The following is a 24,912-nucleotide window of genomic DNA, read 5'->3' on the forward strand; positions in this document are numbered from 1 at the left end:
TTAATGTAATGAGTAATGTGTTTAACACTATCAACTATAAACCAAATTACAGAACTATTTCATCTTTACTGCAATGATGTTGCTAAACTTTCTACGCAAATGAAGATAACCCAGATCATTTTTAGTAATGGAGTTATTGTAGTTAGCTTGGTTTTGATAAGAAAAGCATGTCTTAAGCAAACCCAAAAAATCATTATCTCGCAGCTTTTAACGCCGGGCTAAAGGAAGTTTTAGGTATCAGGGAAGAGTTAGCTGTAGGCAATTAAACAGTGTTAATTGCCTACAGCTAGAAAATAATGCAGCAAATAATATTGTTGCTTACAGCGCGTCGTAAACGGTTGGAATAGCTTGACGTTTATGTTGAGTGCGAAGATAAATCGCAGTTAGCTTCTCTTCAACCTCTGCTGAGACTTCTTTACCTTCTAAGAAATCGTCAATTTGATCATAAGTTAGGCCGAGCGCTTCTTCATCGGTTAAGCCTGGGCGGTCACATTCTAAATCAGCGGTAGGAGCTTTATGGACTAGCACTGCTGGTGCGCCTAGATGCTCTGCAAGAGCACGAACTTGGCGCTTAGATAAACCAAATAGAGGAGCAAGATCACATGCACCATCACCAAATTTTGTGTAAAAGCCGGTAATATTTTCAGCGCTATGGTCGGTGCCAACAACTAATCCTTGGCAGAAGCCTGCAATTTCATATTGTGCGACCATGCGCTGGCGTGCTTTAACATTACCCTTAATGAAATCTATTTTAGCTTGTTCAGGAAGCTCAGCACTTGCACCGACTACCGCGGCCATAGCTTGTTCATGCATACCATCTACAGCTGCTTTGATATTAACCGTCATGCGCTTTGATGGCTTGATAAAGTCAACCGCAAGTTGTGCTTCGTCTTCATCTGCTTGTACACCGTAAGGTAAACGTACAGCAATGAACTGATAATCGTTGGTGTTATGTTCTTGGTTTAATTCATCTACAGCTAATTGACATAAACGACCACAGGTTGATGAATCAACACCGCCACTGATCCCTAATACAAGCGAGCGTGAGTGCGCAGCAATGAGACGGCTTTTTAGAAAGTTGACGCGACGAGTGATTTCCGCTTTTACATCAATAGTGGGTTGGACTTTCATTTCTGCCAGAATGTCGGCACGCATGGTAGAGCTCCTTTTTTACTTTTGGTTGTCAGCGTGGAAGCCCCAAGACGAATGGGGTAACTACATTATGTTACGGGTCAGGTTATTATTAAAGACCTAAATGCGCTTTTATTTCGTTAATTTGTTGCTTAAGTTCGTCTATTTCAGCTCTTAATTGTTGAACTTCGCTACTGTTAATTGCTTCAGGCTCACTCAGCATCTCTTCGATACTATCTGGATCAACGAATAAGTGCATATAACGACTTTCTCGTTTTCCTGGCTCACGGGCTAAGCGAGTGACATATTCTTTCTCGATTAATGCAGCTAAAGCTGCTTCCACTTCATTAACATTACTAAACTCAGCAAGGCGGTTACTTCGGGTTCTAAGCTCGCCGGGGGTTTGTGGTCCGCGTAATAGTAGCAAACAGATAATAGCACGCTGTTGTTCGGTAAATTGCAAGCTGCCAAACTCGGTATTGCAAAAGCGGTGCGCGTACTTATTAACCCGCCCAGAAAGGCCTTCATCTAAGGTTACTAATCGCTGCGCAATGAGTTCATCAAGGGTATCTTGTACTTGTGATTCAGATAACGACAGTACTGGATCTCGATTAGATTTTTGGTTGCAAGCGTTGGTAAGTGAATTTAAAGATAATGGATAATGTTCAGGTGTTGTACTTTGTTTTTCGAGCAAACAGCCAATGACGCGTTGTTGATTTATTGATAATTGCATTGTTTTACTCTCTATTCTTCAGTGCTTAACCACACGGTTAGTTTTTTACTGAGCGTATCAAACTTCAAAGGTTTGGTAACATAATCATTCATGCCCGCATTTAAACAGCGTTCTTTGTCACCTTGCATTGCATTAGCGGTGAGCGCAATGATAGTTACATCTTGATGTGCCTTACCAGCTTCACCTGCACGAATTGCCCGAGTTGCTTGGTAGCCATCCATTTCTGGCATTTGGCAATCCATAAGCACGAGTTGGTAAGGCATTTGCTCGCGACGAGATAGCTTAGCAATTGCTTCAAGGCCATTTTCAGCTATGTCGAAGCTGATACCTACCTGCTTTAAAAGCGATCCAGCAACAATTTGATTAACCTTATTATCTTCAACTAGCAGCACTTGTGAAGCAGAATTTTCATCTTGAGTGGCAACTTTTGTAATCAGTGTGTCGTTGTTTACTTGTTGTTGCTCAATGTATTTTTCGTTAGCAAGTGAGTTAAATAAATCTGACTGGGTCAAAGGTTTAAAAATGATACTCTCAGCTTTTAAGGCCTGTTTGCTTTGCACTTCGGTCAAACTCATTGGTGCCATTAAAATACGTTTACACTGTTCGGCATTAAAGTGTTTAACAAAAACTTGTTGTTGCTCTTTAGTTGCGTTGGTATAAAACAAGAAATCAACGAAAATCGCGTCACATTCGACATGTTCCGTCATAGCCGCGCGACTCAATAAACGTGTCATATCGGTAAATACTTCAACGCTGGCACCCCATAGTTGCAGCTGTTTTTTCGCTATATTGCTACTCAACTTACAATTATCTGCAATAAATATATGTTTTTTATCAATAATATGGCTGGGTTCTAGGGCTTTCTTTTTATGATCTATTTTCACTTTTACAGAGAAATTAAAAGTACTGCCTTCTCCATATGAGCTGACTACACTCACATCGCCCTTCATTAGTTTACATAGTTGTTTAACAATCGCTAAGCCAAGCCCTGTACCGCCATATTGGCGAGTTGTTGAGGTATCTGCTTGGGTAAATGAGTCAAATAATGTAGCTTGCTTTTCAGGCTTAATACCGACTCCGGTATCAATGATGGAACAGTTTAAAAAGTGCTCGTCATCTAATTTATCAAGCTTAGCAATAATAATTATTTTGCCATTTTTAGTGAATTTAACCGCATTACTAACGAGGTTGTTGATAATTTGTCTGATCCTGTTTGGATCACTGACAATAAATTCGTGATAAATATCAGTCGTATCAAGGATAAGTTTGGTGTTGTTTTGTTCGGCTTTAATTGCAAATGATTCGATGGTGTTGCCGAACAGTTTTGAAATATTAAAGCTAACATTTTCGATATCTAGTTTACCGGCTTCAATTTTTGAGAAATCTAATATGTCGTTAATGATATGCAAAAGCGACTCGGCTGAAGATTGTGCTAGCTCTAGATGATGACTCTGTTGGCTATCTAGTTTAGATTGCTTAATGATATTGAGCATGCCAATCACCCCATTCATTGGAGTGCGTATTTCATGGCTCATACTTGCCAAGAACTCACTTTTTGCTTTTACTGCTTGTTCAGCTGCTTCTTTAGCTTGCACTAGTTGCTGCTCGGTTTCTATACGGCGTTGGCTGGCGTGTAAACTACCAATTAGCGCTGCAACGGCAATTAAAAAACTTTCTTCGTTTTTGCTCCATTGCCTGCGAGATTTGCATTTTTCTGCGCACACAACCCCCATGGTTTTACTACCGGTGGGAATGATCACCGTGAGCATTGAGCATATTTTAAATCGTTCAAAATAAGTTGTTCGTAATTCTTTTAAAAACGGATGGTGTGGGGCATCACTAGCATTTACAACGGCATTGTTATTAATGGCGTCAAAGTAATCAGGGTAATCAATTTGTTTTAGTGTGGTTGCTTCTCGTATTTGTGGTGTATTCTCGTCATGAACAGCAAAGGTATCGAGAGACTCTCTGTCGTCACTAAATAACCAAATGCTGGCACGGTCAACATCAAAAGCATGACAAATCGCTTGTACAATGACATGCTTTGATAAATTTAAATTACCCGTTAGTACAGCATCATTAACTGTGAGCGACGCTAAAATCTCGTTGTGTAAAGCTACTTTCCTGTTTTCAATTTCAACTCGTTTACGGGCATCAATATTTTGCAGTGAGCCGAATACTTTTATGCAGCGGCCATTACGATGTTCGGTTTCGGCGTGAACTAACACCCATATTTCATCCCCATCAGCTGTGACGACTTGTACCTGAGTTTCAAAGCTTTCGCCGTTTTTTATAGCGCGCTCATTCAATTGGCGGATTTTATCGCGGCTTTCACCGGCTTTAAAATAACTATAATTTTGAGGCCACTCGGGCTGCTTGCTCAGCGGAAATTTAAAAATTTGTTTAGTCATATCAGACCAATACACAGATTTTGTTTCAAGGTTGAACGACCATGCCCCTACTTTGGCAAGACTACTCATAGTCTCTAACATTCGCTCACTCTTATATTGCCGCTCAAGCATTTTCAGAAAAAACCATGAGCAACCTGCAAATAAAACACAAAATAAAATAATGGCTAACCGTAGTGGCCAAATGGCTGAAGCAGGGGGGTGCCAACCCGCTTTGGGTGATGCGTACATTTGCCACTTACCACCCGGGAAGTGAATTATAAAATCGAGAGGATCATTTTTTAAAATTACACTTTTTCCGTAAAAGAAATCTCCTTGTGAGCCCAGACCATTTCGCCCTTGTAGGGCAACATCATAATTTTCGCTGAGCGAAACTAAACCAGAATTTACATATATTTTATTGATATCAAGTACCACAGATAATAATCCCCAAAACTGTTGTTCTGGAGGAATAAATACAGGCATACGTGCGATGAGTGCCTGTCCACCTTGTACTAGCTCTAATGGGCCAGCCATAACAATCTGGTTTTCATCTCGTGCTCTGAGCGCATCTGCGCGTTGTGCTGCATTTTCTAAAAAATTAAGCCCAATTGATTTTTCGTTACCTTCAAGGGGGTAGGTCATTCGAATAACCATATTGGGAGCCGCACCAATATTTCTTAGTTCAGATGAGGTTTCAAATAGTGGAGAGGCTATTTGGCTGTAACGAGCTTGATCTAAATTTGGCTCCGCCGTTATAGCTACGGCGAGACCGCGAACAAGTTGAATATTTGAGACGAGGATCGCTTCTAATTCAGCCCGATAAGCACTTACTTTTGCTAGCTCTTGCGCACGGAAAGCATCTTTTTCACGGTGATAATTTATCCGATCAATTACGATACCTATAACGATAACAAGCACGAGAGATAGCCAAAAAGCTAACTTTAATTTATGTAATTTCTTATTATCAGTGTCGATCATTAATGGCATTAGAAGCATTGATTTTTTTACTATTTAATTACTATAGACAATTTACCTTGTAATTAACAATGGGGGCTTTGATATGTAAGTTATTTGTCTGTGGGTCGTTTTCTCAGTTTAGTGATCATTATTTTGTATGAATACACTATTTTTTCACAAAACTTAGGTTAATATAGTGTTACTTTAGCTAAGGGAAGCAAGCATGTTTAAGATAATCAAATGGTTACTAGTCGCTTCACTCATCATCGCACTATTGGCAACAGGCCTCATCTATGGGGTGTTGAATCTAAGTTTGCCAGCACTTGATGGTCGAGGACAAAGTAATGCAATTACTCACTCAGTGAAGATTGAGCGTGATGCTTTGGGGCAAGCTGTTATTAGCGCTCAAAACCGCTTAGATGCTGCTTATGCGCTCGGTTTTGCGCATGGCCAAGACCGATTTTTTCAAATGGATTTATTGCGCCGTAACGCGGCGGGTGAATTAAGTGAGCTGTTTGGTAAAGCTGCGTTAGAGCTTGATAAAAAAATGCGTTTTCATCAATTACGTCAGCGTAGCCAGTTTTTAGTTGAGCAACTACCTGCTGCAGATAAGACGCTACTTAAAGCCTATGCTAATGGCGTGAACGAAGGTTATGCGCAATTGGGTTTTGATAGCTTTGAATACATATTAACAGGCTCGAGTGCTCAACCTTGGCAAAGCGAAGACAGTTTGTTGGTTATTTTTAGTATGTACTTAGACTTACAAACAGCAACATTTGAACGAGATAAAACGCTGATAGAAATTGAGCAGCTTTACGGTAAAGACATGGTTGACTTTATTACCCAGCCAAGCCTTTATCAGGCTGCACTTGATAACAGTCAGTTACCTGCATACGGTGCAGGGATCCCTGCTTTAAACAAGTCATCATGGGTAATCAACGATATTCTCGACCGAAAAGAATTAGGGAGTAATAATTGGGCCGTTACAGGGCAGTTAACTAAAACGGGCGCTGCAATGTTATCTGATGATATGCACCTTTCTTTTGCGGTGCCAATCATTTGGTATCGCGCTCAACTCAATTATCCTGTTGATGGTCAGATGCAGCAAATTACCGGTGTATCATTGCCGGGGGCACCGGCAATTGTGGTTGGTACAAATAATAAAATCGCGTGGGGTTTTACCAATGGTTATTTAGATACCGCCGATTGGGTAGCACTTGAGAGTAAAGAGAAAACGTGGCAAATAGATGAACCCATTTTACTTAATGATGACAAGGTTGAAAATTATGCTTTGACCATGAGTGAGTATGGTCCCGTTAAAGAAATTAATGGCAAACCCTATGCTTTAAGTTGGGTTGCTCATCATGATTATGCCGTTGATATGGACTTATTAAAGCTTGAAAGTGCAAAATCGGTTGATGATGCGCTAGCTATTGCTGCAGACGTTGGTATTCCGGTGCAAAACTTAATGGTGGTCGATTATAAAGGCAATGCTGCATGGAAAAATATGGGAGCAGTGCCTGCACGCAAAGTGCCTCATCAACTGGCTGTGTCTGAACAAGCTTACTCTGCAGCTTGGCATGAGAATGAAACGGATCGTCCCTTTGTAAAAAATCCTGAGAGCGGTCGTTTATGGACTGGTAATTCTCGGGTTGTTTCGGCTAAAGATGATGAGCGATTTGGTAATGGTGCATACGCGATGGGGGCAAGATCAGCACAAATTCGCGATCGTTTATTTGAAAAGCAGCAATTTACCGAGCAAGATTTTTATTCATTACAGCATGATAACGAGGCGCGCTTTTTAGCACCATGGCATCAATTACTGGTTAAACAGCTTAGCACTGCAGGCGATAAATATGCGCTGTATTTAAAAGAGCTAAATAACTGGCAGGCGTGTGCTTGTAGTGACTCAATTGGTTACACCTTAGTAAAACGTTACCGCAGTGAAGTGATTAATAGCTTATTTAGTCCATTAGAAAATAAGCTAAAAGATCTCGACAGTAGTTTAAAGCCAGTTAAGCGAGATTTAGAGCCTGCCGTTTGGCAACTTATCGAAGCTCAACCTCAAACATGGTTAAACCCTGATTATGCAAACTGGCAACAGCAAATGGTAGGAGCCTTTGACCGCGTTATTACTAAACTTACAGAGCAGTACGGTAATAATCCACACAGTTGGCAATGGGGTAAGGTCAACGAATTAGTGATTGAGCACCCGTTTGCCAAGCAAATACCGGCACTTAAAAGCTTATTAAATATGCCTACAGCTCCTGGCTTTGGCGATACCTTCATGCCAGCAGTCCAAGGTCGTAGCTTTGGCGCTTCACAGCGTTTTATAGTACAACCAGGCCATTTAGATAAAGCGATTATGGCGATTCCTGGTGGTCAATCAGGGCATCCGTTGTCGGAGTTTTATCGAGCTGGATTTGACGACTATGTGAGTAACGGTTTAACTCCTCTATTACCACAAGAGATTATTCATAGTATTCGTATTGATGCGGTTAACTAACCGCATCAATATCATCGAAAGTAGGGTTGGAACCTTTCGCGACAGTGGTTTGATTTCGACCCAAGTGTTTACTTTGATACAAGGCCGTATCAGCGTGTTGTAGCATTTTTTCTATCGGTGCAAGAGGCTGCCACTCGATTAAACCAAAGCTCATAGTGATCGTTAAATCAGGGAAATCGGGATGGGCATCAAGCTCGGCTATCTGTTGACGAAGCGCTTCTATTTTAGCAAAAGCTTGCTGCTCATTAGTATTTGTAAGTATCAATAAAAACTCTTCACCTCCCCAACGAACAGCAATGTCATCCTCACTGATAAAGTCACTAATTAGTTTTGATACATTTATTAAGATGGTGTCACCTTTATCATGACCAAAGGTATCATTAATACTTTTGAACCTGTCAATGTCAGCCATAACCATACATAGATTGGCATCTTGCTCGATACTCTTTTTATGTGCCATTGAGATGAGCTTTTTCGCAAACCGTCGGTTGTATAATTTTGTTAATGGATCTCGAGCGGCCATCTCGGTGAGCTCAACGCGTTGTGAAAGCGTAATTTCACGAATAAGCCCCATCCCATACACCATAGGTAATCCGGCAATGATGACGTTTATCACATTGATATATGGAAGGAGTTCAGGATAAGCGAAACCATAGGTTACGTCTGAGAAAAATAAATACAACGAAGCAAAGGTGGCAATCATTAACAAGCTGTATGTTGCAGCCCATTTAAAAGTAAGCTGGTAATCAATCATCAAAATACACGACACAGTCCATAAATAGAACTGAAACCCAGCACCTAAGCCAAGAGTTGCGCAGACAATAACTGCATGAATAAGCACTTCGAGGCAAAACACCCTCAAAGCAAGAGAGGTTAAGCCTTGCTTTATAAGGAAAATACCACTGCCCCAAGCAGATACACTTAAAATGTTAACTATAGCGAGCATGTTCGCGCCAATGTGTGCGAAAGCGGGGATTAGTAAAGCATGTACAGCTAATGCGAAATAGGCAATTTTAGTAATAATAAGAAACTTTACATGCTCTATTTCTTCTAATCCAGACTGTTTGGTTTGTCTTAGTAAATGTTTTATCAAACCAACCTCATACACACTTACAGGGAGAAATTAAAGTATAGATGATTATTTGAACAATGCGGCAGTGTTGTCAGATGCTTTTAATAACAGCACAATAAAATTTTTGTATAATGCTAATTAAAGCCTTGTTCACCTGCAGTTTGCTAAGTTTAAGGCTTGGCAGAGCTCATAATTGATGCCACTCTAAATAAAACCAATCTAGAAACATGAGAATATCTTGTTTTATTGATTATCCTCTCGTGCCTAAAAGGAGTAAGTATGCCGGCGGAAAAAACGCATTTAGCGATCTGTAATTTAACTAAAGAGCAGTATCCACAAATCAAAACTCTCATGGATCAAGCGTATCCGGGGCTCGGTGGTGCTTGGCCAAGTCACACTATTTTTAGGTTAATAGACCAGTTTCCGGAAGGGCAAATAGGCATTGTTGATGACGGTGTTTTGGTCGGAATTGCGCTTAGCGTACAGGTTGATTACGGACGCTTTTCTAACCCACATACTTATGAAGACATTGTTGATGGTCACGACCGTGTATTTAGTGACCCTGAAGGTGATGCCTTATATGGTTTAGATGTGGTCATTTCATCGACTCACCGAGGTATGCGCCTTGGTCGTCGTTTATACGATGCGCGAAAAGAGTTGTGCCGCCAGTATAACTTACGGGCCATTTTAGCAGGTGGGCGAATTCCGCGTTATTACAATCATAGTGCAGAGATGACTCCGATGGAGTACATCGAAAAAGTTGACCACAAAGAGCTGTACGATCCGATTTTAAGCTTTCAGCTATCTAATGATTTCCAAGTAAAACGTCTACTTAAAAAGTATCTTCCTGAAGATCAGGAATCCGTTGGTTATGCCACTTTACTAGAGTGGAATAACATTATGTTTGAGCCGACTGATACGGTACTTGAGTCGACCAAATCAATTGTGCGCGTAGGTGCTGTACAGTGGCAAATGCGCGGTGTTGAGTCTGTTGAAGAGCTGCTTAAGCAAGTGGAATATTTTGTTGATACGGTATCAGATTATAAGAGTGACTTTATTCTGTTTCCGGAGTTTTTCAATGCCCCGTTAATGGGACTTACTGAGCAAAGCAATCAAACCGAAGCAATTCGCTATCTGGCCGAATACACAGAAACATTCCGTGATGCTATGTCGCGTATGGCGGTTGAATATAACGCCAATATTATCACCGGTTCTATGCCGCTTGCTGAAGACGACAAGATTTATAATGTCAGCTATTTGTGCCACCGTAGCGGTAAAATTGATGAGCAGCGCAAAATTCATATTACGCCCCATGAGCAAAATGACTGGGTGATCCAAGGCGGTGACAAAATTGCCGTATTTGAAACGGATGCGGGTCGTGTTGGTATTCAAATTTGTTACGATGTTGAGTTCCCTGAGTTGTCACGTATTCTCGCTAAACAAGGGCTGGATATTTTGTTTGTACCATTTTGGACAGATACCAAAAACAGTTACTTACGTGTTCGTCATTGTGCCCAAGCACGCGCAATCGAAAATGAATGTTATGTTGTGATTGCAGGCTCTGTTGGTAACTTACCTGAAGTAGAGAGTTTAGACGTACAATACTCGCAATCGGCAGTGCTTACGCCATCAGATTTCTCATTCCCGCATGATGCGACCTTGAATGAAGCAACACCTAATACCGAAATGTTGTTATTCAGTGATTTAGATATGGATAAACTGAAAATCCTTCACAGTGAAGGTACGGTAAGAAACTTAAAGGACCGCCGTGAAGATCTGTATGACGTGATCTTGAAAAAGCGAGAGCAATAATGGCGTGGCTGTATTTAATTGTCGCAGGACTGTTAGAGATTGGTTGGCCAGTCGGCCTTAAAATGTCTCAACAGCCAGATAGTCGCTGGTTAGGTATTGCAATAGCTGTCGCCTTTATGGTCGCCAGTGGGTTTATGTTGTGGTTGGCGCAAAAGGATATTCCGATGGGGACATCCTATGCGGTATGGACAGGCATAGGAGCCGCAGGCACCTTCTTGGTTGGTATTTTATTTTATGGGGATGCTGCCACATTTGGCCGCATTGCCGGAGTACTTTTGATAATTAGTGGTGTAATAACCCTAAAAATTAGTCATTAAAAAAGCGGCATAGCCGCTTTTTTAATGACTAGGAATAAGCCTAATTGGGTAGCATTACCAGAATGGCTGCCAGTGCAATTAACACAAGCCCCGCCGTGTCTTGGCGTTTTAACGGCTGTTTTAGCCAAAGAATCGATACCATAATGGTAAAAAACACTTCAATTTGCCCCAGTGTTTTTACATAAGCAACATGCTGCAAGCTCATGGCGCTAAACCAACCGATGGAACCTAAACAGCTACACACACTAACAGCGGTCGTGGTGCCTTTGTGATGCCACATTTTGTTAAATGTATCGCGCTCTTTGAGGGCAATATAAACGCACAGCATCAACGTTTGTAAGCTGATTATCAGTACCAATACCCAAGCCGCCGAGTGTGGGGAAGTCAGCCCTGAATTTAAGCTTGCTTCGCGGATCCACGACGATGAAAGAGCAAATGAAGTACCGCAAGCAAGCCCAAGAAGTGCAGTGCCCAAATTAAAGTGTTTAACATTCGCGATGCCACTTAATAGCAATACCGCAATTGCACCAATAAATACCCCAATCCAGCCTAGTAATGATAGTGCGGAGCCAAAAAACATTACACCTAAAATAGCAGCCATCAGCGCTTCACTTTTGGCAAGCCCAGCACCGACTGCAAAGTTATTCATTTTAAATAGTTTTACCATTAAACCTGTGGCAAGGATTTGGACGATACTGGCGCCAACAATGTAGCCAATAAAAGCCAGATTAAAGTCAGGAAGTGCAGCGTCTTGGTATTGATAAAGTGCAAATAAATAGAGGGCAGCAATCGGGCTGGCAACAATAAAGCGGGCAAGCGTCACCCCTGCAACACTCACTGTTGCACTGAGTTTACTTTGCAGAGCATTGCGCCACGACTGCATAAACGCTGCAAAAATAGTTAAGAAAATCCAAGTCATATTGAAAATATATTAATGGGGAGAGGTAATTAGAGTATCAAAACCAAAGTATTAGGGCATTAGCTTATCGACCAACTTGAGAAAAACTCAGCTGTGACAATATGTCGCAGGGCTTTTAAGTAATCATTAGGTTATAGTGACAATGATGCTATTGCTAGCCGTTGCTTTTAGAAGTAGCGGCTTTTTTTTGTTTGCTGTAGGGTAAGCTATTACAGTTAAAAATAAGGAAATATCATGACAACACTGATTATCTGCGCACTCATCGCAGTACTCATACCTTATTTAGCTAAAGCCCCCGTGGCTTTTGCACAAAATAAGCTAGCAGGCTACGACAATAAGCACCCTCGCGAACAACAAGCAAAACTAACCGGCTTTGGTGCTCGTGCATTAGCAGCACATCAAAATAGCTTTGAATCGCTGATTATTTTTGCAGTAGCGCTGGCGGTGGTAATCGGTAGTAATAATATCTATCAGGTGACTGAAACCCTTGCGATTGTGCATGTTATTGCTCGCGTTCTGTACTGTATTTTCTACTACATAAACCAAGATATATTGCGCTCATTAGTCTGGTTTATTGGTTATGTTTGCGCTGTTGCGATGATCGCTCTTTGCCTCTAGTCATAAGGTAAATAGTTAAAAACCACAAAGCAAGCGGCTTAAATAAGGCGCTTGCTTTAGGGTCTTAAGTTGCTACAGCTTATTTAGAACTGACTTTAACTTTCTCAATTAAATCCTTAGCTTGATAGTTTTCGTCTAAGGCAAAATCGAGTTGCACTAGGGCGTTTTTAAAGCCAGATTCAGATGGCGCATATTGCCATTGTTTTAATGCTCTTTTCGCTTCTCGATTGAAAACATCTTCAGGCTCTGCACTTACCACACTAATATTGCTGGTGGCGCCGCTTGGTAAAATATCGTATTTCAAAACGACTGAACCGCTAATGCCTTGCTCCGCAGCTTGAATTGGGTATATCGGTTCTACGCGCATAACCGCTTGATAGTCTTTTGTCTTTTCAACTGACATTGGCTGTTTTGCAATGGCAAAGCTGCTAAGCATGCCCGCTGTAAAAATAACTAATGCTGTTTTTGCGATAAATGAGCTGTTGTCGATCTGCTTTATTTGATTTAGACGTTGTAACATGGTGTTTTTATCTCCGTATTGTGAATAAGCCATTAAGCCTGTTCTGCTAAAGCTTGCACAGTGCACTAATGCCTTACTGTATAAAATTCGTTGCTCTGTCGATTTATTTTTGAGTACCTGCTCATCACATGAAAGCTCTTGAATACGGCGCAGGCTTGCATAGCCAAGCCAAGCGATTGGGTTAAACCACTGCACAATAGTGGCACTCAAAGCAATGGCATTAATCAGATTATCTTTACGTTTAATGTGCACAGATTCATGCTCTAAAATAAGCGCTAAAGCATGGTTATCGTAGTGGCTTTGGTAGTTTGTAGGCAGCACTAGCTTGGTATTTATAACGCCTACAACCATAGGTGAGCTCACCTGTTTGCTTTGGTATAAGCGCATACTTTGGCTGTTGTGATGAACAACCGTAATTGGCTCTAGTTGCAGTTTCGCTAAAAAACGATAATGAAAGTACACGGCAGTGATCAGCATAGTAGCTGTAATAAAGCCATAAATAGCGAACCACGTTAGCGTAAATTGCGGCATTATTGCTGTGTTTGGCGTAATGGTCAGCTTACTGATAAAGTCGTTTTGTATCGGCTTTAAGTGGTTTGGCAGGTTCGCTAACAGTAAGCTAATAGGTAGTAGTGCCCACAGCGTATAAACCAAGCGCGCTGATAACTGGCTCAATAATTTTCGTTCTAGCAGCAATAAAAACAAAATTGCAGATGAGATCAAAAGCTGTTGTTCTAACAGCCAATTAAAAAATGCATCTAACATAACAAAGCCTTACTTTTGCTGTTTTTCCCAATCATCAATGACCTTTTTTAGCTCATCAATATCATGTTGTGAGAGTTGCTCTGATTTAGCAAAACCGCTCACCAATGGCGCAATACGACCATTAAAAAAGCGTTCAATAAAACTTTGGCTTTCTTTTAATGTGTATTCTTCACGGGCAATGCAAGGGGTGTAGTTATATTGGCGACCTTGTTTCTCGAAGCTTAGTGCGCCTTTTTTAACTAAACGGCTCAGTAGCGTTTTAATGGTTTTTTCGTGCCATTCTTTATCGTCACTTAAACGTGCGATTACTTCACTAGCCGTGGCTGGGTAGCCAAGCCATACCGCATCTAATACTTCGAATTCAGCTTTAGAAAGTTCAATCATTTTTATGCCTACAGATGTAATCTTTAATTAAAGATTACACGCGTAATCAATTAATGCAAACTTTTTTGTTAGAGAATGTCACTTTTTTTGATACTGACTATCTGTCCTTCGGGCAAATTTAACGTGGTTAGTGATAGCTGTGCGATATCAGTGCGGAAAAGATCGATGACTTTATAGCCACAAAAACGTGCCATTTTACGTATTTGCCGGTTTAAACCTTGTTTTAATACGATGCAAAACTGCGTTTCGTTGACTTGGGTCACTTCACAAGGGAGGGTTATTTGTTTATCTACTGGCACACCGTTTGCCATTTTTTGACAAAAATCACTATCGAGAGGTTTATCTACGGTGACTAAATAGCGTTTGGGTTGATGGTAATCAGGGTGGATCAGTTGATTACAAAATTCACCGTCATTGGTCAAAATTAACAACCCACGAGAGTCCTTGTCGAGCCGGCCAATTGGATAAACCCGAGTGGTTTTAGGCAGGCTATGGATAAGGCTTGCTGGGTCTGCAGCATTTAATTTGCAATCTATACCAACAGGCTTGTGATACGCAAAGTAGGTGAGTGGTGCTTTAGTTGAAATTTTTTCGCCAAGTACAATTACATCATCTTGTTCATCAACATGATCTATATGATTTGCAGCACGACCATTTACTGTTACCTCACCTTGGTCAATCAAGCGCGATGCTTGCTTTCGTGAGCAGACGCCTGCATGGGCAATAAATTTGGCGAGTCGCACTTTTTCAGTCATGGATGCTTTTTGTACAATTAATTTGATCACAGTATACCAAAATCACGTATAAATAGTTCCACCACCAAAGAGGAACGCACATGCCTATCAAGTTATCAGAGCTTGCAGATCATCAGCCACTGCAAAAAGTTATCCTTCATTCGTTGGAAATGGCGCTGTATCAAGTGTCTGTGGTAATTAATAACGTTGAGTATTATGTTACTGATGAGAAAGGTGAATTTATACGAGATCTCAGTCCGTTGCATATTCAAAAGCGCCTAGATCATTTAAGTTACGGAGATATGGTTTTACGCCACACCAGTGCTTATGACGAAATGTGCGGTCAGCCAGAAAAGTTGGCCAGCAATATGCTCGAAGTACCCTATGGTAAGAACCACTTATACTGATTAACGATATAAGCGTATACTGAGTCATAACATTTTATAGGTATGCTATGTATCAATTAAAAAGTGATGACTCAGCTGACTTAAATAACCAGCTAAGAGAACATGTTGTTGCCTACAATGCGGCACATTTTAATGCTGAACGTATTCCCGTTGGTTTTAAGTTTGTTAATAAGCATAACACCGTTGTGGCGGGTATTCATGGCCAAGTATTTGGTAACTGGCTGCTAATTAGTTGGCTTTGGTGTGATGATAAAACGCGTGGTAAAGGGCTTGCAACCCGCTTACTAACGGAATTAGAGAGCAAAGCTAAAGCGCTTGGCGCAAACACTGCACAACTCGATACACTCGATTTCCAAGCCAAACCCTTTTACGAAAAAAACGGCTACCAAGTTAAATATGAAATGAGTAATTACCCACTCGATGGTTGCCGTTATTTTATGGAAAAATCTTTGCTTACTTAGCTTTCAGTACTTCTTGCTCGGTAAAAGTAACTCCTAAAAAAGGAGTTGCTTCAGGAGCAAGCATAAAGGTGCGAATGTTCATGTGGTCTTGCCCTTCAGGATTCTTCAACACATCATCACGATAAAACGCGCCAAAACAATCTAGGGTATTTTGTTTGCTTAGTTGGTTAAGTTTTGCAAAGGCGAAAATTTTACATGAGCCATTATTTTCATTTGCTGCACTGATCAATCCATGATTGTTAAAGCCACTAGGAGTGAAATGGTAGTTACTCTCTATCACAGCCATTGTATCGTTAAACTCTATCTGCTGTGGCGTGTTAGCTAATTTCGATAAGAAATCGTTAAGTGTCATTACCTGTCCTTAATAGTTATCTTTTATCAACTCTAACTCATTCACTTGTTGATTGATATTAAACTTAAAATTCTCTAAGAAGTTCATACCTAGCAAACCATAACTGCCATGACTTTTAAGTACTAGAACATCGAAGTTATAGAGCCGCTGTTGACCGATTTGAAAAGAGTGTACTTGATAATGCTGCGCTTCAACGAGTCCATTTGCGGTATTTATTTGCATAGTACCAAGATAATGGGCGGGTTCTTTTAGTTGTTCTAGCAGTGATTGCGTTAATACCGTAAAGCTTGCGCCAGTGTCTATCATTAGCTTAGCGTCGGTGTCGTCATTGATTATGCTATTAACTAAATAATGTGAGCCATGTGGGATGAGAGGCACAACCTCAACCCCTGCTAATGCTTGCTGTATCAAACGATATAATTCGTCAGCTTCTTGCTTATGCTCATGGTTTTCAGGAAGTTGCTCAAGCGCAATTTGGCTTGCGACTAAGTCACCTAGGTGAAAATAAGCCTGCGCTTGAACTAATAAATAAAAGGTGTTTTGCGGCATATAATCTAGCCATTGTTGGCTGTGATTGAGAAGTTCTTGCCAGTTTTGTTCTTCAATCAATGACTCTGCTTTTAACTTTGTTAGCTCCGAAATTCTCTTCGCGAATCGCGCTTGCTTACTTTTCCCAAGCTGATTATGTAAAGCCATTAAACTAATAATTCCCTGTTGAACATGGCCCTGATTGATCATTCGTTTTGCATCGAGTTCTAACATTGATGCATCATAAGGGTGACTATTCAAAAAGGCAGTTAAAAATTGCTCGCTAAGTTCGTCATCATGGTGGGATAGCCAAGACTCAAGTTGCTGTTGCCAAGCACGCTTTAATTGCAGTGCAAAGCTTGGGTTATTTTCTAAAAGTTGCGTGTACTCAAGAACTGCTTCATCAAATAGATTATTGCGAAATAAGGCGACAGCATGTTGAAACTTCTCTGGCAACCTCGTTACTTTACTGGGCTTTATAACAGTGTTTTTTTCGGTTAGCTTCTCAGCTGATCGTTTATAATTATCATATTGCCATAGGAAATAGCCATTAAGGCTAAGAGAGCACACGAGAAGTAACTTTAGTAGATAATTCACTTGTGCCTTCGCCTTACTTAACTAATTAATTTTCCATACGAGAAGTGTAGGCATATTTAAATTTAACACTGCCATGTATCTTCCATACTTTATTAAGCATAAAACAAATTACAAAAATTGGTTACTTTTTAACTAAATGATTCAATAAAAAGATATCGTTAATTTCGATGTCAGCTAATCCCTTGTATTTGTAATTTGCTGCCTGATTATTCAACCAAACACTTTGACAGCCAGCGTTATTTGCACCTTGAACATCTGTGTCGAGACTATCGCCAATATGCAAAATCTCTTTGTGAGCTACATTTAGCGTTTCAGCTGCAATGTCGAATAAGCCGGGATGGGGCTTTGCTTTACCATGAGGGCCTGCCTGTAAGACAAGTTCGAATACCCCTTTGAGGTTAAACTTGTCGACTTCGACATTGCCATTGGTTATTGCTATTAAGCGAAATTGTTTGCTGAGAGCTTTTAATAGCTCTAACACTTCTTTTGACACGGTAATTTGGCTACGGGCATCTGCAAATGCTTGATAGGCGTTGTTAGCATGTTGTTGTGCTAAATCATTTTTAAACCCCAGATCGTGCATGGCATAGAGTAGTGCCGCACGTCGCCAGCGAGTCACATCGTCAATGAGGCTTGGATCTAGCGCTAAGGCTTTGTCGCGACAATAAAGCCAATACTGCGTGTCATTGGTTGGCCATTCTGGCAGCTTTGCTAAATAATCAGCTTGCGCTTGTAAAGCTGATTTTATAATCGGATGGTTGTTATAAAGTGTGTCATCTAAATCAAAACTTAAAACAGTAACAGGTGATAAAGCACGGTTAAAACGGATCATAATTACTAAGTATTACTCTGGAGTTGAGCGCTTTTTAGCGCGTGGATGAGTGTTATCATAAACTTTGGCTAGATGCTGAAAATCAAGGTGTGTATACACTTGTGTTGCCGATAAACTGCTGTGCCCTAATAGTTCCTGAACGGCACGTAGATCACCAGACGATTCTAAAATATGCGAAGCAAATGAGTGGCGAAGTTTATGTGGATGAACTTGCGAGCTGATCCCTTGTTTTATTCCCCACTCTTGCATACGGAGGCGAACTTGACGAACTGAAATGCGTTTTTTTTGGCTGCTCAAAAAAATAGCCGTTTCATCTGGGTGTGCAAATTGTGGACGAATTTTTAACCAAGACTTTAAAGCGTTTAATGCTTTACTACCTACAGGCAATAAACGCTCTTTATTGCCTTTACCGCGCACTAAAATTTCACCTTCAGTGGTATTTATATCTTGTATGTTAGCGCCAACTAACTCGCTAATCCTTAACCCTGATGAATACATCAATTCCATCATTGCTTTGTCACGTATTGTTAGTGGTTCTTCACCTTCTAGTTCTAATAGCTTTGCCATTTGATCAACGTCTAAATTTTTAGGCAATGGCTTGGAAAACTTTGGCCCTTTTATAGCCTCAGCTGGGTTATGGTAGTGAACGTGATTTTCAATCTTTTTAGTTTTAAGAAACTTGTAGAGGCTACGAATGCAACTGAGCTTTAAGCTAATTGTGCGGCCACTCAGTTGTTTGCCTCGTAGTTGCATACTGTAACGGCGAATATGCTCACCTTGAACAGCAAACCAGTTTTCACAGAGTTTACTAAAGTATAATGCTGCAAAGCCTAATTGACTTGTGTATTGGTTGACTGTGTGTGCTGAGTATTGCTTTTCGTAGCGTAAATAATCTGCAAAAAGTTGGATAGGTGTGCGCCAAGCATCACTTAATTCATCAATATTTGGCGTCGTCACATCGCTCATGCAAGTTCCAATAACCGCAGTTGCAATGAGCGAACAAACTCAAGTACGAAAAAGCTATCCTTAGCGGGCTCAAAGTGGTTTACATCATGACTACCAAACGCCAATATGGCAACAGGATGCGCGGTGTTTCCGATCAGGTAAAGGGCAGTTGACTGTATTGAACCAGAAAATAGTAAATCGCATTCTTGTTGGTTTATACGACCTAAATAAATGCCATCGTTTTGTAGTCGATGAGTTATTAAATCATCAAACTTCTTTTCATATTTCACTAAGTGACATTCATTAATTAGTGGGTTGGTACAAATAATGTTACGCAGATTGATGGCGAGCGTTTTAAAGTCGTAATTAGTCCATAGTTGGCGATGACACTCGCTGAACAGGCGGTAGATTAATTCGTTTTCTTTTGCTTGCTCAAGAAGTTGATCAATCTTATTTTTCAAAAATGTATTATGTTCACGGAGCTGGCGCTGTTGAATATGAACCAGTGAGGTTGCTCCAGCAGCTTGTTGATGCAGTTCAATGTCAGCAAGTAACTCTGGCTGTTTAATGAAAAAATCAGGGTTTTCAGTTAGGTATTGTGCAATTTGTTGTTCTGTTAGTTTGCTCATAATGCCACTTGTCCATCAAAAACATGTTCAGCAGGGCCAGTCATTCTTACTGGATGTCCTTCACCTTGCCAGCGAACTTGCAAGCTTCCACCGGGTAAATCTACTTGCACTGTGTTGGCAAGCTTATTTTGTACTTGACCAATAACGACAGCTGCACAGGCACCTGTTCCACATGCTAAGGTTTCGCTTACACCTCGCTCCCAGACTCTAAGTTTAATATGATCTTGAGAAATTACCTGCATAAAACCAACATTGGCTCGTTGTGGAAAACGCTCGTGATTTTCAAGCAGTGGCCCTAAAGTGTTCACTTCGGCGGTATGAATATCATCGACTTCTAACACGCAATGTGGATTACCCATAGAAACTGCACCACTGAAAACCGTGTGCTCTTCTGTGCGGATGATATAGGTCAACTCACGTTTACTGGCTTTTAATGGTATTTTGTTTGGTTCAAAGTTTGGGTGGCCCATGTTGACCGTAACTTGGCCATCTTTTTCAATGTATAAAGTCAAGTTACCTGATTTAGTTGAAACCGAAATTTTATGCTTGTTAGTGAGACCTTTCATGCGCACAAAACGGGCAAAACAACGAGCACCGTTGCCACATTGTTCTACTTCGTTACCGTCAGCATTGAAAATTCGGTAATGAAAATCTAAATCGGGAGAATAAGGGGCTTCAACCATGAGTAGTTGGTCAAAGCCTATGCCGAAATGGCGATCTGCCAGTTTCTTTATTTGGTCACGAGATAAAAAAACATTTTGAGTGATGTTATCAATAACGACAAAGTCATTACCTAGGCCGTGCATTTTTGAGAAATTAACTAACATAACGCTCTAATTCAGGATTGCTCTGAGCTAATCATGCCACAGAGCTGCCCGGTTATAAAAACGTTTATGGTAAAATTTTCTCGCCTTGCCATAGGCTTTCTAAGGTTTCACGTTGACGAATTAAATGACTGTGTTGGCCATCCACCATAATTTCCGCAACACGAGGGCGCGAGTTATAGTTTGAGCTCATGGTAAAACCATATGCGCCTGCACTGCGCTGTGCCAATAAGTCGCCTGCTTGAAGTGCTAGTTGACGATCTTTACCTAAGAAGTCTCCGGTTTCACAAACTGGGCCTACAATGTCGTAGTTGTGAGTTGGCGTATCATCTTCACGAGGTTCAACCGGCACAATATTTTGCCAAGCCTGATAAAGAGATGGGCGAAGCATATCGTTCATACCCGCATCAACAATAGCAAAATACTTGTCTTGGTTTTGCTTTATAAACTCAACTTTGGTGACTAATATGCCGGCGTTGGCAGCAATTGCACGGCCAGGCTCAAAAATTAGTTCCAAGTCTTGATAATCAGCTAAGCGTGCGGTGATTTTGTCTACATATTCACTTGGGTGAGGTGGCGTTTCGCCGTTATAAGGCACACCCAATCCGCCACCAATATCAAGGTGTGAAAGTGTTATGCCAACGGCTTTTAATTCTTCGATAAGAGTTAGTACTTTTTCAAGTGCAGCTAAAAAAGGTTTAATTTCTGTTAGCTGTGAGCCAATGTGGCAATCGACACCGGTAATTTTTAAACCCGGTAATGATGCCGCATGTTGGTAAACCGTCACTGCAGTTTGAATATCAATACCAAATTTATTCTCTTTTAGACCTGTTGAGATATAAGGATGCGTTTTAGCATCAATATCAGGGTTAACACGAATCGAAATAGGTGCCACAAGGTTTAGTGACGTCGCCACCTCAGAAATACGCTCAAGCTCTGCGACAGATTCAACGTTAAAACACTTGATCCCCAATTTAAGTGCATACGTTATTTCATCAGCGGTTTTTGCAACGCCAGAAAATACCACTTTACTGGCATCTCCACCTGCTTCGATAACGCGTGCAAGCTCACCTTTCGACACGATGTCAAAGCCAGAGCCAAGACGGGCTAAAATATTGAGCACGGCAATATTTGAGTTGGCTTTTACAGCATAACACACCAAGCTTTTATGTGACTTTGCTGCATCAGCAAAGGCACGGTAATGGCGCTCAAATGTTTTACGCGAATAGATATAACATGGTGTACCGTATTGTTCTGCCAGCTCTTTGACAGCGATGTCTTCAGCGAACAGCTGATTATTATTGTAGTTAAAAAAGTCCATCTATTGGTCCTGTTTTTGCTCTGGTTGTTCGGATGGATCAGCCTTTGGCTGAGATTCTTTAGGCTGTGCAGTATCATCTGGTAGATAAAGAGCACCACTTTGTCCACATCCTGCTAGGGTTAGAAGTAGGGCGCTAAGTGGTAAGATTGTTTTTAATTTTTGGCTATGAGTCTCTTTCATTAGATTAATACGATTGCTGGCTTTATAATCGCAGAGTAACAGAATATTTAAAAAATGCAGCTATTCGCGGATGAATTTATTCCTGTTACACTTGTTGTACACAATCTGCCCCCAGATCTAGGCTTAAAGCCAGTTAAAGGACATTAAAATGACTGATCATGAATACCACACACTAGCCGATGCATTAATGCTAACTATTGAAGAGCAAATCGATGAATGTGATGCCGACTTAGATTATGAATCAGCGTCAGGTATTTTAGAAATCATCTTCCCAGATCGCAGTAAAATAGTGATCAACAAGCAAGCACCACTTCATCAAGTGTGGGTTGCGACGAAATTTAATGGTCACCATTTTGAACTACGCGATGATAAGTGGATTGATAACCGCTCGGGTGCTGAGTTTTGGCAATTTATGTGTGATGCAGCAACACGTCAAGCGGGCCAACCTATTGAGTGGCGCTCAGAACTATGAGTTTAGAGTTTGTCGAATACCCAGCACAGAGTGACCACAAAGCAACCGTTATTTGGTTACATGGGTTAGGTGATTCTGGTGATGGTTTTGCGCCAGTTGCACCACAGCTAGCACTTCCAGCTGAGCTTGGGGTGCGTTTCGTATTTCCGCATGCACCTGTGCAACCGGTCACCATTAATGGTGGTATGGCAATGCGCTCTTGGTACGATATTAAATCGATGGATTTAGATAAACGTGCTGATGAACAAGGTGTGCGCGACTCGGCTGCAAAAGTGGCTGAGCTTATTGACCAAGAAATTGCAAAAGGGATTGCTGCAAACAAAATTATTCTTGCAGGTTTTTCGCAAGGAGGGGTGGTATCGCTACACTTAGCGCCACGACTCGATTATAAATTAGCGGGTGTAATGGCACTATCAACTTACATGTGTGTACCAGCTAAATTAGCCGATGAAACCAAGCAACAAGGGTTAAATATATTTATGGCACATGGTCGATTTGACGATGTGGTACCGCATAGCGCTGGCAGGCAAGCATTTACTGTACTTAGCGCTAATAACATGGAAGTAAGCTGGCAAGACTATCCGATGGCGCATCAAGTTTGTGGTGAAGAACTTATGGCTATCCGTGAGTGGTTAATTGCTCGCCTGAGTTAATTTTTGGTTGTGAAGGGGCCAAACATGACAAAAAAAATTGTAATAACAGCTAACATGAATGCTGAAAAATCAGAAAGCCGCCTAGAAACGGTCACTTATCAGTGGCACTGGCGACGCATATTTATGGTTAGCAGTGTGATTTTTGTCGCACTAGCAGCTGTTATCTATAGTTTTGTTGGTGCTGTTAATGCCGAACAGGCTGAAACCGATGAGCAAAGTGCTGAACCAACGGGTACTGTTATGCAACAACCTACAGCATCTGACACTGTATCGCCAAGCGAACTTGAACCTGCTTCACCTCAACAGCAAGAACCTGCTATTCAAGTCGTCGAGCAAAAGCAGGATGTAGAAGCGCCTGCTGATGAGCAGCCATTAACCTCTGACTTAGAAACAGAAACGACAGCGCAAGCAGAGGCTATTGATGAAGCTTCGCCGGTCCTTGAAGAAGAAAACCGCGACGAACCTATCGTCATCGCTAAAAATTCTGATGTTCAACAGCAATTTTCTCAGTCTGCTCATATTGCTAGCTTAGCGATTGGCGCTAAAATAGACACAGATAAAGTTAGTAGAGCGGTATTAACAACCGATGTTGTTGATCGAGAACCAGTCAACGTTCTAAAAAACGATGTAAAATTGTCGGAAATAACGCAAAGCTTAAGCTTTTTTAGTGAGCTTAAAAATATGCAGGGACAAACTGTTCGCCATCAATGGTATTACCAAGGCACTCAGCTTGCATCTATTGAATTAGCAATAACTAGCCCGCGTTTTCGAACCTACTCAACCAAAAACATCATGCCAGAGCAACTCGGCGAATGGCGGGTAGAAGTGGTGGACGCGCAAGGTACTTTACTTGCGCAAAAAGAATTTAGACTTTTAGCTGATTAATTTTGGCCAGATAAACAATTGGAATTTTCATGACTCAGACAACAAAACGCGTTCGTATCGCTACACGTAAAAGTGCGCTTGCTCTATGGCAGGCCGAATTTGTAAAAGCACAGCTAGAGCACTTTCATGACGATGTTACGGTTGAACTTGTTCCTATGTCGACGCAAGGGGATATAATCTTAGATACACCGCTGGCTAAAATTGGTGGTAAAGGCTTATTTGTAAAAGAATTAGAACAAGCCATGCTAGATGGTCGAGCAGATATTGCTGTGCACTCGATGAAAGATGTGCCGGTTGAGTTTCCTGAAGGCTTAGCGCTTCATACTATCTGTGAGCGTGAAGACCCTCGTGATGCATTCGTATCAAATAACTACAAAAGCTTAGACGAGTTACCGCAAGGCGCTATTGTTGGTACATCGAGCTTACGTCGCCAATGTCAAATTCGTGAAGCGCGTCCTGATTTAGATATTCGTGATTTACGCGGTAACGTTAACACTCGTTTAGCTAAGCTTGATGATGGTCAATATGATGCAATTATTCTTGCTGCAGCAGGTTTAATTCGTTTAGAAATGCCAGAGCGTATTACGGCATTCATTGAACCTGAGGTTTCATTACCTGCCAATGGTCAAGGTGCCGTCGGCATTGAATGTCGTGTAGATGATGAAGTAACAAAAGCACTGCTAGCACCACTTGAGCATACAGAAACACGTATTCGTGTTAATGCCGAGCGTGCCATGAACCGCCGTTTAGAAGGCGGCTGCCAAGTACCTATTGGTGCTTTTGCGTTGGTTGATGGTGAACAAGTGCATTTACGTGGTTTAGTTGGCGCAATTGATGGAAGTCAAATGCTACGTGATGAAGTTTCTGGCCCTGTTAGTGACGCTGAGCAGCTAGGTATTACACTTGCTGAAAAGCTACTTGCGCAAGGTGCAGATAAAATTTTAGCAGAAGTATATAGAGACGCTTAA

The 24,912-nt window shown here is 41.2% G+C and carries 26 protein-coding genes; 10 read left to right on the forward strand and 16 right to left on the reverse strand.

Annotated features, from left to right (window positions below):
- Nucleotides 1-318: 318 nt before the first annotated feature.
- The 3 genes from nadE to AAEU31_RS17705 form a co-directional block, all read right to left on the reverse strand.
- A complete protein-coding gene (gene nadE, locus AAEU31_RS17695; protein ID WP_135923149.1) occupies nucleotides 319-1,155 on the reverse strand; it encodes an NAD(+) synthase in 837 nt (278 codons plus the stop codon).
- A gap of 88 nt (nucleotides 1,156-1,243) precedes the next feature.
- The gene (locus AAEU31_RS17700) at nucleotides 1,244-1,864 is read right to left on the reverse strand and encodes a YceH family protein (protein ID WP_135923150.1); all 621 of its coding nucleotides are present in this window, start codon (nucleotides 1,862-1,864) and stop codon (nucleotides 1,244-1,246) included.
- An 11-nt stretch (nucleotides 1,865-1,875) separates the two neighbouring features.
- Complete coding sequence (locus tag AAEU31_RS17705; RefSeq protein WP_421967903.1) at nucleotides 1,876-5,241, reverse strand: ATP-binding protein; 3,366 nt, start codon at nucleotides 5,239-5,241, stop codon at nucleotides 1,876-1,878.
- Nucleotides 5,242-5,434: 193 nt separating this feature from the next.
- Between AAEU31_RS17705 and AAEU31_RS17710 the strand changes: the two genes are divergently transcribed.
- Nucleotides 5,435-7,717 (forward strand): penicillin acylase family protein, encoded by a 2,283-nt coding sequence (locus AAEU31_RS17710; RefSeq protein WP_421967904.1) that lies wholly within the window; start codon nucleotides 5,435-5,437, stop codon nucleotides 7,715-7,717.
- Here AAEU31_RS17710 and AAEU31_RS17715 read toward each other — a convergent pair.
- Nucleotides 7,710-8,810: a GGDEF domain-containing protein gene (locus tag AAEU31_RS17715; protein ID WP_421967905.1), complete on the reverse strand. Its 1,101-nt coding sequence runs from the start codon at nucleotides 8,808-8,810 to the stop codon at nucleotides 7,710-7,712. The genes AAEU31_RS17710 and AAEU31_RS17715 overlap by 8 nt on opposite strands.
- 258 nt (nucleotides 8,811-9,068) lie before the next feature.
- On the opposite strand from AAEU31_RS17715, the gene AAEU31_RS17720 reads away from it, so the two are divergent.
- Together AAEU31_RS17720 and AAEU31_RS17725 are read left to right on the forward strand one after the other, a co-directional pair.
- Nucleotides 9,069-10,601, forward strand: coding sequence for a carbon-nitrogen hydrolase family protein (locus AAEU31_RS17720; protein WP_421967906.1), 1,533 nt, complete (start codon nucleotides 9,069-9,071; stop codon nucleotides 10,599-10,601).
- Nucleotides 10,601-10,918, forward strand: coding sequence for a DMT family transporter (locus tag AAEU31_RS17725; protein ID WP_235384264.1), 318 nt, complete (start codon nucleotides 10,601-10,603; stop codon nucleotides 10,916-10,918). The genes AAEU31_RS17720 and AAEU31_RS17725 overlap by 1 nt, the downstream gene beginning before the upstream one ends.
- Nucleotides 10,919-10,958: 40 nt before the next feature.
- On the opposite strand, the gene AAEU31_RS17730 is transcribed toward AAEU31_RS17725, so the two are convergent.
- On the reverse strand, nucleotides 10,959-11,837 hold the full coding sequence (locus tag AAEU31_RS17730) for an EamA family transporter (RefSeq protein ID WP_421967907.1): 879 nt from the start codon (nucleotides 11,835-11,837) through the stop codon (nucleotides 10,959-10,961).
- 234 nt (nucleotides 11,838-12,071) lie between these two features.
- On the opposite strand from AAEU31_RS17730, the gene AAEU31_RS17735 reads away from it, so the two are divergent.
- Complete coding sequence (locus tag AAEU31_RS17735; RefSeq protein WP_135923156.1) at nucleotides 12,072-12,455, forward strand: MAPEG family protein; 384 nt, start codon at nucleotides 12,072-12,074, stop codon at nucleotides 12,453-12,455.
- A 79-nt stretch (nucleotides 12,456-12,534) separates the two neighbouring features.
- On the opposite strand, the gene AAEU31_RS17740 is transcribed toward AAEU31_RS17735, so the two are convergent.
- The 3 genes from AAEU31_RS17740 to AAEU31_RS17750 all read right to left on the reverse strand — a co-directional run bounded on the left by AAEU31_RS17740 (nucleotide 12,535) and on the right by AAEU31_RS17750 (nucleotide 14,879).
- Nucleotides 12,535-13,740, reverse strand: coding sequence for a M56 family metallopeptidase (locus tag AAEU31_RS17740; RefSeq protein WP_421967908.1), 1,206 nt, complete (start codon nucleotides 13,738-13,740; stop codon nucleotides 12,535-12,537).
- Nucleotides 13,741-13,749: 9 nt separating this feature from the next.
- A complete protein-coding gene (locus tag AAEU31_RS17745) occupies nucleotides 13,750-14,124 on the reverse strand; it encodes a BlaI/MecI/CopY family transcriptional regulator (protein WP_054554650.1) in 375 nt (124 codons plus the stop codon).
- A gap of 68 nt (nucleotides 14,125-14,192) precedes the next feature.
- Nucleotides 14,193-14,879, reverse strand: coding sequence for a pseudouridine synthase (locus tag AAEU31_RS17750; RefSeq protein WP_281547187.1), 687 nt, complete (start codon nucleotides 14,877-14,879; stop codon nucleotides 14,193-14,195).
- Between the two features lie 80 nt (nucleotides 14,880-14,959).
- Between AAEU31_RS17750 and AAEU31_RS17755 the strand changes: the two genes are divergently transcribed.
- Nucleotides 14,960-15,265, forward strand: coding sequence for a DUF6482 family protein (locus tag AAEU31_RS17755; protein WP_063528566.1), 306 nt, complete (start codon nucleotides 14,960-14,962; stop codon nucleotides 15,263-15,265).
- Nucleotides 15,266-15,312: 47 nt separating this feature from the next.
- A complete protein-coding gene (locus AAEU31_RS17760) occupies nucleotides 15,313-15,726 on the forward strand; it encodes a GNAT family N-acetyltransferase (RefSeq protein WP_281547179.1) in 414 nt (137 codons plus the stop codon).
- On the opposite strand, the gene AAEU31_RS17765 is transcribed toward AAEU31_RS17760, so the two are convergent.
- From AAEU31_RS17765 to lptM, 8 genes are all read right to left on the reverse strand, one after another.
- A complete protein-coding gene (locus AAEU31_RS17765) occupies nucleotides 15,719-16,078 on the reverse strand; it encodes a HopJ type III effector protein (RefSeq protein ID WP_138557876.1) in 360 nt (119 codons plus the stop codon). The genes AAEU31_RS17760 and AAEU31_RS17765 overlap by 8 nt on opposite strands.
- A 9-nt stretch (nucleotides 16,079-16,087) precedes the next feature.
- Nucleotides 16,088-17,062, reverse strand: coding sequence for a retroviral-like aspartic protease family protein (locus AAEU31_RS17770; protein ID WP_421967909.1), 975 nt, complete (start codon nucleotides 17,060-17,062; stop codon nucleotides 16,088-16,090).
- Nucleotides 17,063-17,324: 262 nt separating this feature from the next.
- Nucleotides 17,325-18,035: an HAD-IA family hydrolase gene (locus AAEU31_RS17775; protein ID WP_421967910.1), complete on the reverse strand. Its 711-nt coding sequence runs from the start codon at nucleotides 18,033-18,035 to the stop codon at nucleotides 17,325-17,327.
- Between the two features lie 12 nt (nucleotides 18,036-18,047).
- The gene (locus AAEU31_RS17780) at nucleotides 18,048-19,001 is read right to left on the reverse strand and encodes a tyrosine recombinase XerC (RefSeq protein ID WP_135923162.1); all 954 of its coding nucleotides are present in this window, start codon (nucleotides 18,999-19,001) and stop codon (nucleotides 18,048-18,050) included.
- Nucleotides 18,998-19,609, reverse strand: coding sequence for a DUF484 family protein (locus tag AAEU31_RS17785; RefSeq protein WP_135923163.1), 612 nt, complete (start codon nucleotides 19,607-19,609; stop codon nucleotides 18,998-19,000). The genes AAEU31_RS17780 and AAEU31_RS17785 overlap by 4 nt, the downstream gene beginning before the upstream one ends.
- Complete coding sequence (gene dapF, locus AAEU31_RS17790; protein ID WP_135923164.1) at nucleotides 19,606-20,436, reverse strand: diaminopimelate epimerase; 831 nt, start codon at nucleotides 20,434-20,436, stop codon at nucleotides 19,606-19,608. The genes AAEU31_RS17785 and dapF overlap by 4 nt, the downstream gene beginning before the upstream one ends.
- Nucleotides 20,437-20,500: 64 nt before the next feature.
- A complete protein-coding gene (gene lysA / locus AAEU31_RS17795; RefSeq protein WP_421967911.1) occupies nucleotides 20,501-21,754 on the reverse strand; it encodes a diaminopimelate decarboxylase in 1,254 nt (417 codons plus the stop codon).
- Nucleotides 21,755-21,934 (reverse strand): LPS translocon maturation chaperone LptM, encoded by a 180-nt coding sequence (lptM, locus tag AAEU31_RS17800; RefSeq protein ID WP_421967912.1) that lies wholly within the window; start codon nucleotides 21,932-21,934, stop codon nucleotides 21,755-21,757.
- 148 nt (nucleotides 21,935-22,082) lie between these two features.
- On the opposite strand from lptM, the gene cyaY reads away from it, so the two are divergent.
- The 4 genes from cyaY to hemC are packed head-to-tail and all read left to right on the forward strand — an operon-like array spanning nucleotide 22,083 to nucleotide 24,912.
- Complete coding sequence (gene cyaY, locus AAEU31_RS17805) at nucleotides 22,083-22,406, forward strand: iron donor protein CyaY (RefSeq protein WP_036974421.1); 324 nt, start codon at nucleotides 22,083-22,085, stop codon at nucleotides 22,404-22,406.
- Nucleotides 22,403-23,059 carry an alpha/beta hydrolase gene (locus AAEU31_RS17810; RefSeq protein WP_138557872.1) on the forward strand — a complete coding sequence of 219 codons (657 nt, stop codon included), beginning with the start codon at nucleotides 22,403-22,405 and terminating at the stop codon, nucleotides 23,057-23,059. Before cyaY ends, AAEU31_RS17810 begins: the two co-directional genes overlap by 4 nt.
- A 24-nt stretch (nucleotides 23,060-23,083) precedes the next feature.
- Nucleotides 23,084-23,944 carry a DUF2914 domain-containing protein gene (locus AAEU31_RS17815; RefSeq protein ID WP_421967913.1) on the forward strand — a complete coding sequence of 287 codons (861 nt, stop codon included), beginning with the start codon at nucleotides 23,084-23,086 and terminating at the stop codon, nucleotides 23,942-23,944.
- A gap of 29 nt (nucleotides 23,945-23,973) precedes the next feature.
- Nucleotides 23,974-24,912 (forward strand): hydroxymethylbilane synthase, encoded by a 939-nt coding sequence (hemC, locus tag AAEU31_RS17820; protein WP_135923168.1) that lies wholly within the window; start codon nucleotides 23,974-23,976, stop codon nucleotides 24,910-24,912.

This window comes from Pseudoalteromonas thalassia, assembly GCF_049257215.1.
GTDB classification, from domain to species: domain Bacteria; phylum Pseudomonadota; class Gammaproteobacteria; order Enterobacterales; family Alteromonadaceae; genus Pseudoalteromonas; species Pseudoalteromonas lipolytica_C.

Bases quoted from the DNA above. Each gene is read 5' to 3' on its own strand.
- AAEU31_RS17720 (WP_421967906.1), top strand. From the start codon at position 9,069: ATGCCGGCGGAAAAAACGCATTTAGCGATCTGTAATTTAACTAAAGAG.
- AAEU31_RS17775 (WP_421967910.1), bottom strand. From the start codon at position 18,035: ATGATCCGTTTTAACCGTGCTTTATCACCTGTTACTGTTTTAAGTTTT.
- AAEU31_RS17700 (WP_135923150.1), bottom strand. From the start codon at position 1,864: ATGCAATTATCAATAAATCAACAACGCGTCATTGGCTGTTTGCTCGAA.
- AAEU31_RS17780 (WP_135923162.1), bottom strand. From the start codon at position 19,001: ATGAGCGATGTGACGACGCCAAATATTGATGAATTAAGTGATGCTTGG.
- AAEU31_RS17745 (WP_054554650.1), bottom strand. From the start codon at position 14,124: ATGATTGAACTTTCTAAAGCTGAATTCGAAGTATTAGATGCGGTATGG.
- AAEU31_RS17705 (WP_421967903.1), bottom strand. From the start codon at position 5,241: ATGCCATTAATGATCGACACTGATAATAAGAAATTACATAAATTAAAG.
- AAEU31_RS17755 (WP_063528566.1), top strand. From the start codon at position 14,960: ATGCCTATCAAGTTATCAGAGCTTGCAGATCATCAGCCACTGCAAAAA.
- lysA (WP_421967911.1), bottom strand. From the start codon at position 21,754: ATGGACTTTTTTAACTACAATAATAATCAGCTGTTCGCTGAAGACATC.
- lptM (WP_421967912.1), bottom strand. From the start codon at position 21,934: ATGAAAGAGACTCATAGCCAAAAATTAAAAACAATCTTACCACTTAGC.
- AAEU31_RS17815 (WP_421967913.1), top strand. From the start codon at position 23,084: ATGACAAAAAAAATTGTAATAACAGCTAACATGAATGCTGAAAAATCA.
- AAEU31_RS17810 (WP_138557872.1), top strand. From the start codon at position 22,403: ATGAGTTTAGAGTTTGTCGAATACCCAGCACAGAGTGACCACAAAGCA.
- AAEU31_RS17765 (WP_138557876.1), bottom strand. From the start codon at position 16,078: ATGACACTTAACGATTTCTTATCGAAATTAGCTAACACGCCACAGCAG.
- hemC (WP_135923168.1), top strand. From the start codon at position 23,974: ATGACTCAGACAACAAAACGCGTTCGTATCGCTACACGTAAAAGTGCG.
- AAEU31_RS17760 (WP_281547179.1), top strand. From the start codon at position 15,313: ATGTATCAATTAAAAAGTGATGACTCAGCTGACTTAAATAACCAGCTA.
- AAEU31_RS17785 (WP_135923163.1), bottom strand. From the start codon at position 19,609: ATGAGCAAACTAACAGAACAACAAATTGCACAATACCTAACTGAAAAC.
- AAEU31_RS17740 (WP_421967908.1), bottom strand. From the start codon at position 13,740: ATGTTAGATGCATTTTTTAATTGGCTGTTAGAACAACAGCTTTTGATC.
- AAEU31_RS17735 (WP_135923156.1), top strand. From the start codon at position 12,072: ATGACAACACTGATTATCTGCGCACTCATCGCAGTACTCATACCTTAT.
- nadE (WP_135923149.1), bottom strand. From the start codon at position 1,155: ATGCGTGCCGACATTCTGGCAGAAATGAAAGTCCAACCCACTATTGAT.
- AAEU31_RS17730 (WP_421967907.1), bottom strand. From the start codon at position 11,837: ATGACTTGGATTTTCTTAACTATTTTTGCAGCGTTTATGCAGTCGTGG.
- dapF (WP_135923164.1), bottom strand. From the start codon at position 20,436: ATGTTAGTTAATTTCTCAAAAATGCACGGCCTAGGTAATGACTTTGTC.
- cyaY (WP_036974421.1), top strand. From the start codon at position 22,083: ATGACTGATCATGAATACCACACACTAGCCGATGCATTAATGCTAACT.
- AAEU31_RS17725 (WP_235384264.1), top strand. From the start codon at position 10,601: ATGGCGTGGCTGTATTTAATTGTCGCAGGACTGTTAGAGATTGGTTGG.
- AAEU31_RS17750 (WP_281547187.1), bottom strand. From the start codon at position 14,879: ATGACTGAAAAAGTGCGACTCGCCAAATTTATTGCCCATGCAGGCGTC.
- AAEU31_RS17710 (WP_421967904.1), top strand. From the start codon at position 5,435: ATGTTTAAGATAATCAAATGGTTACTAGTCGCTTCACTCATCATCGCA.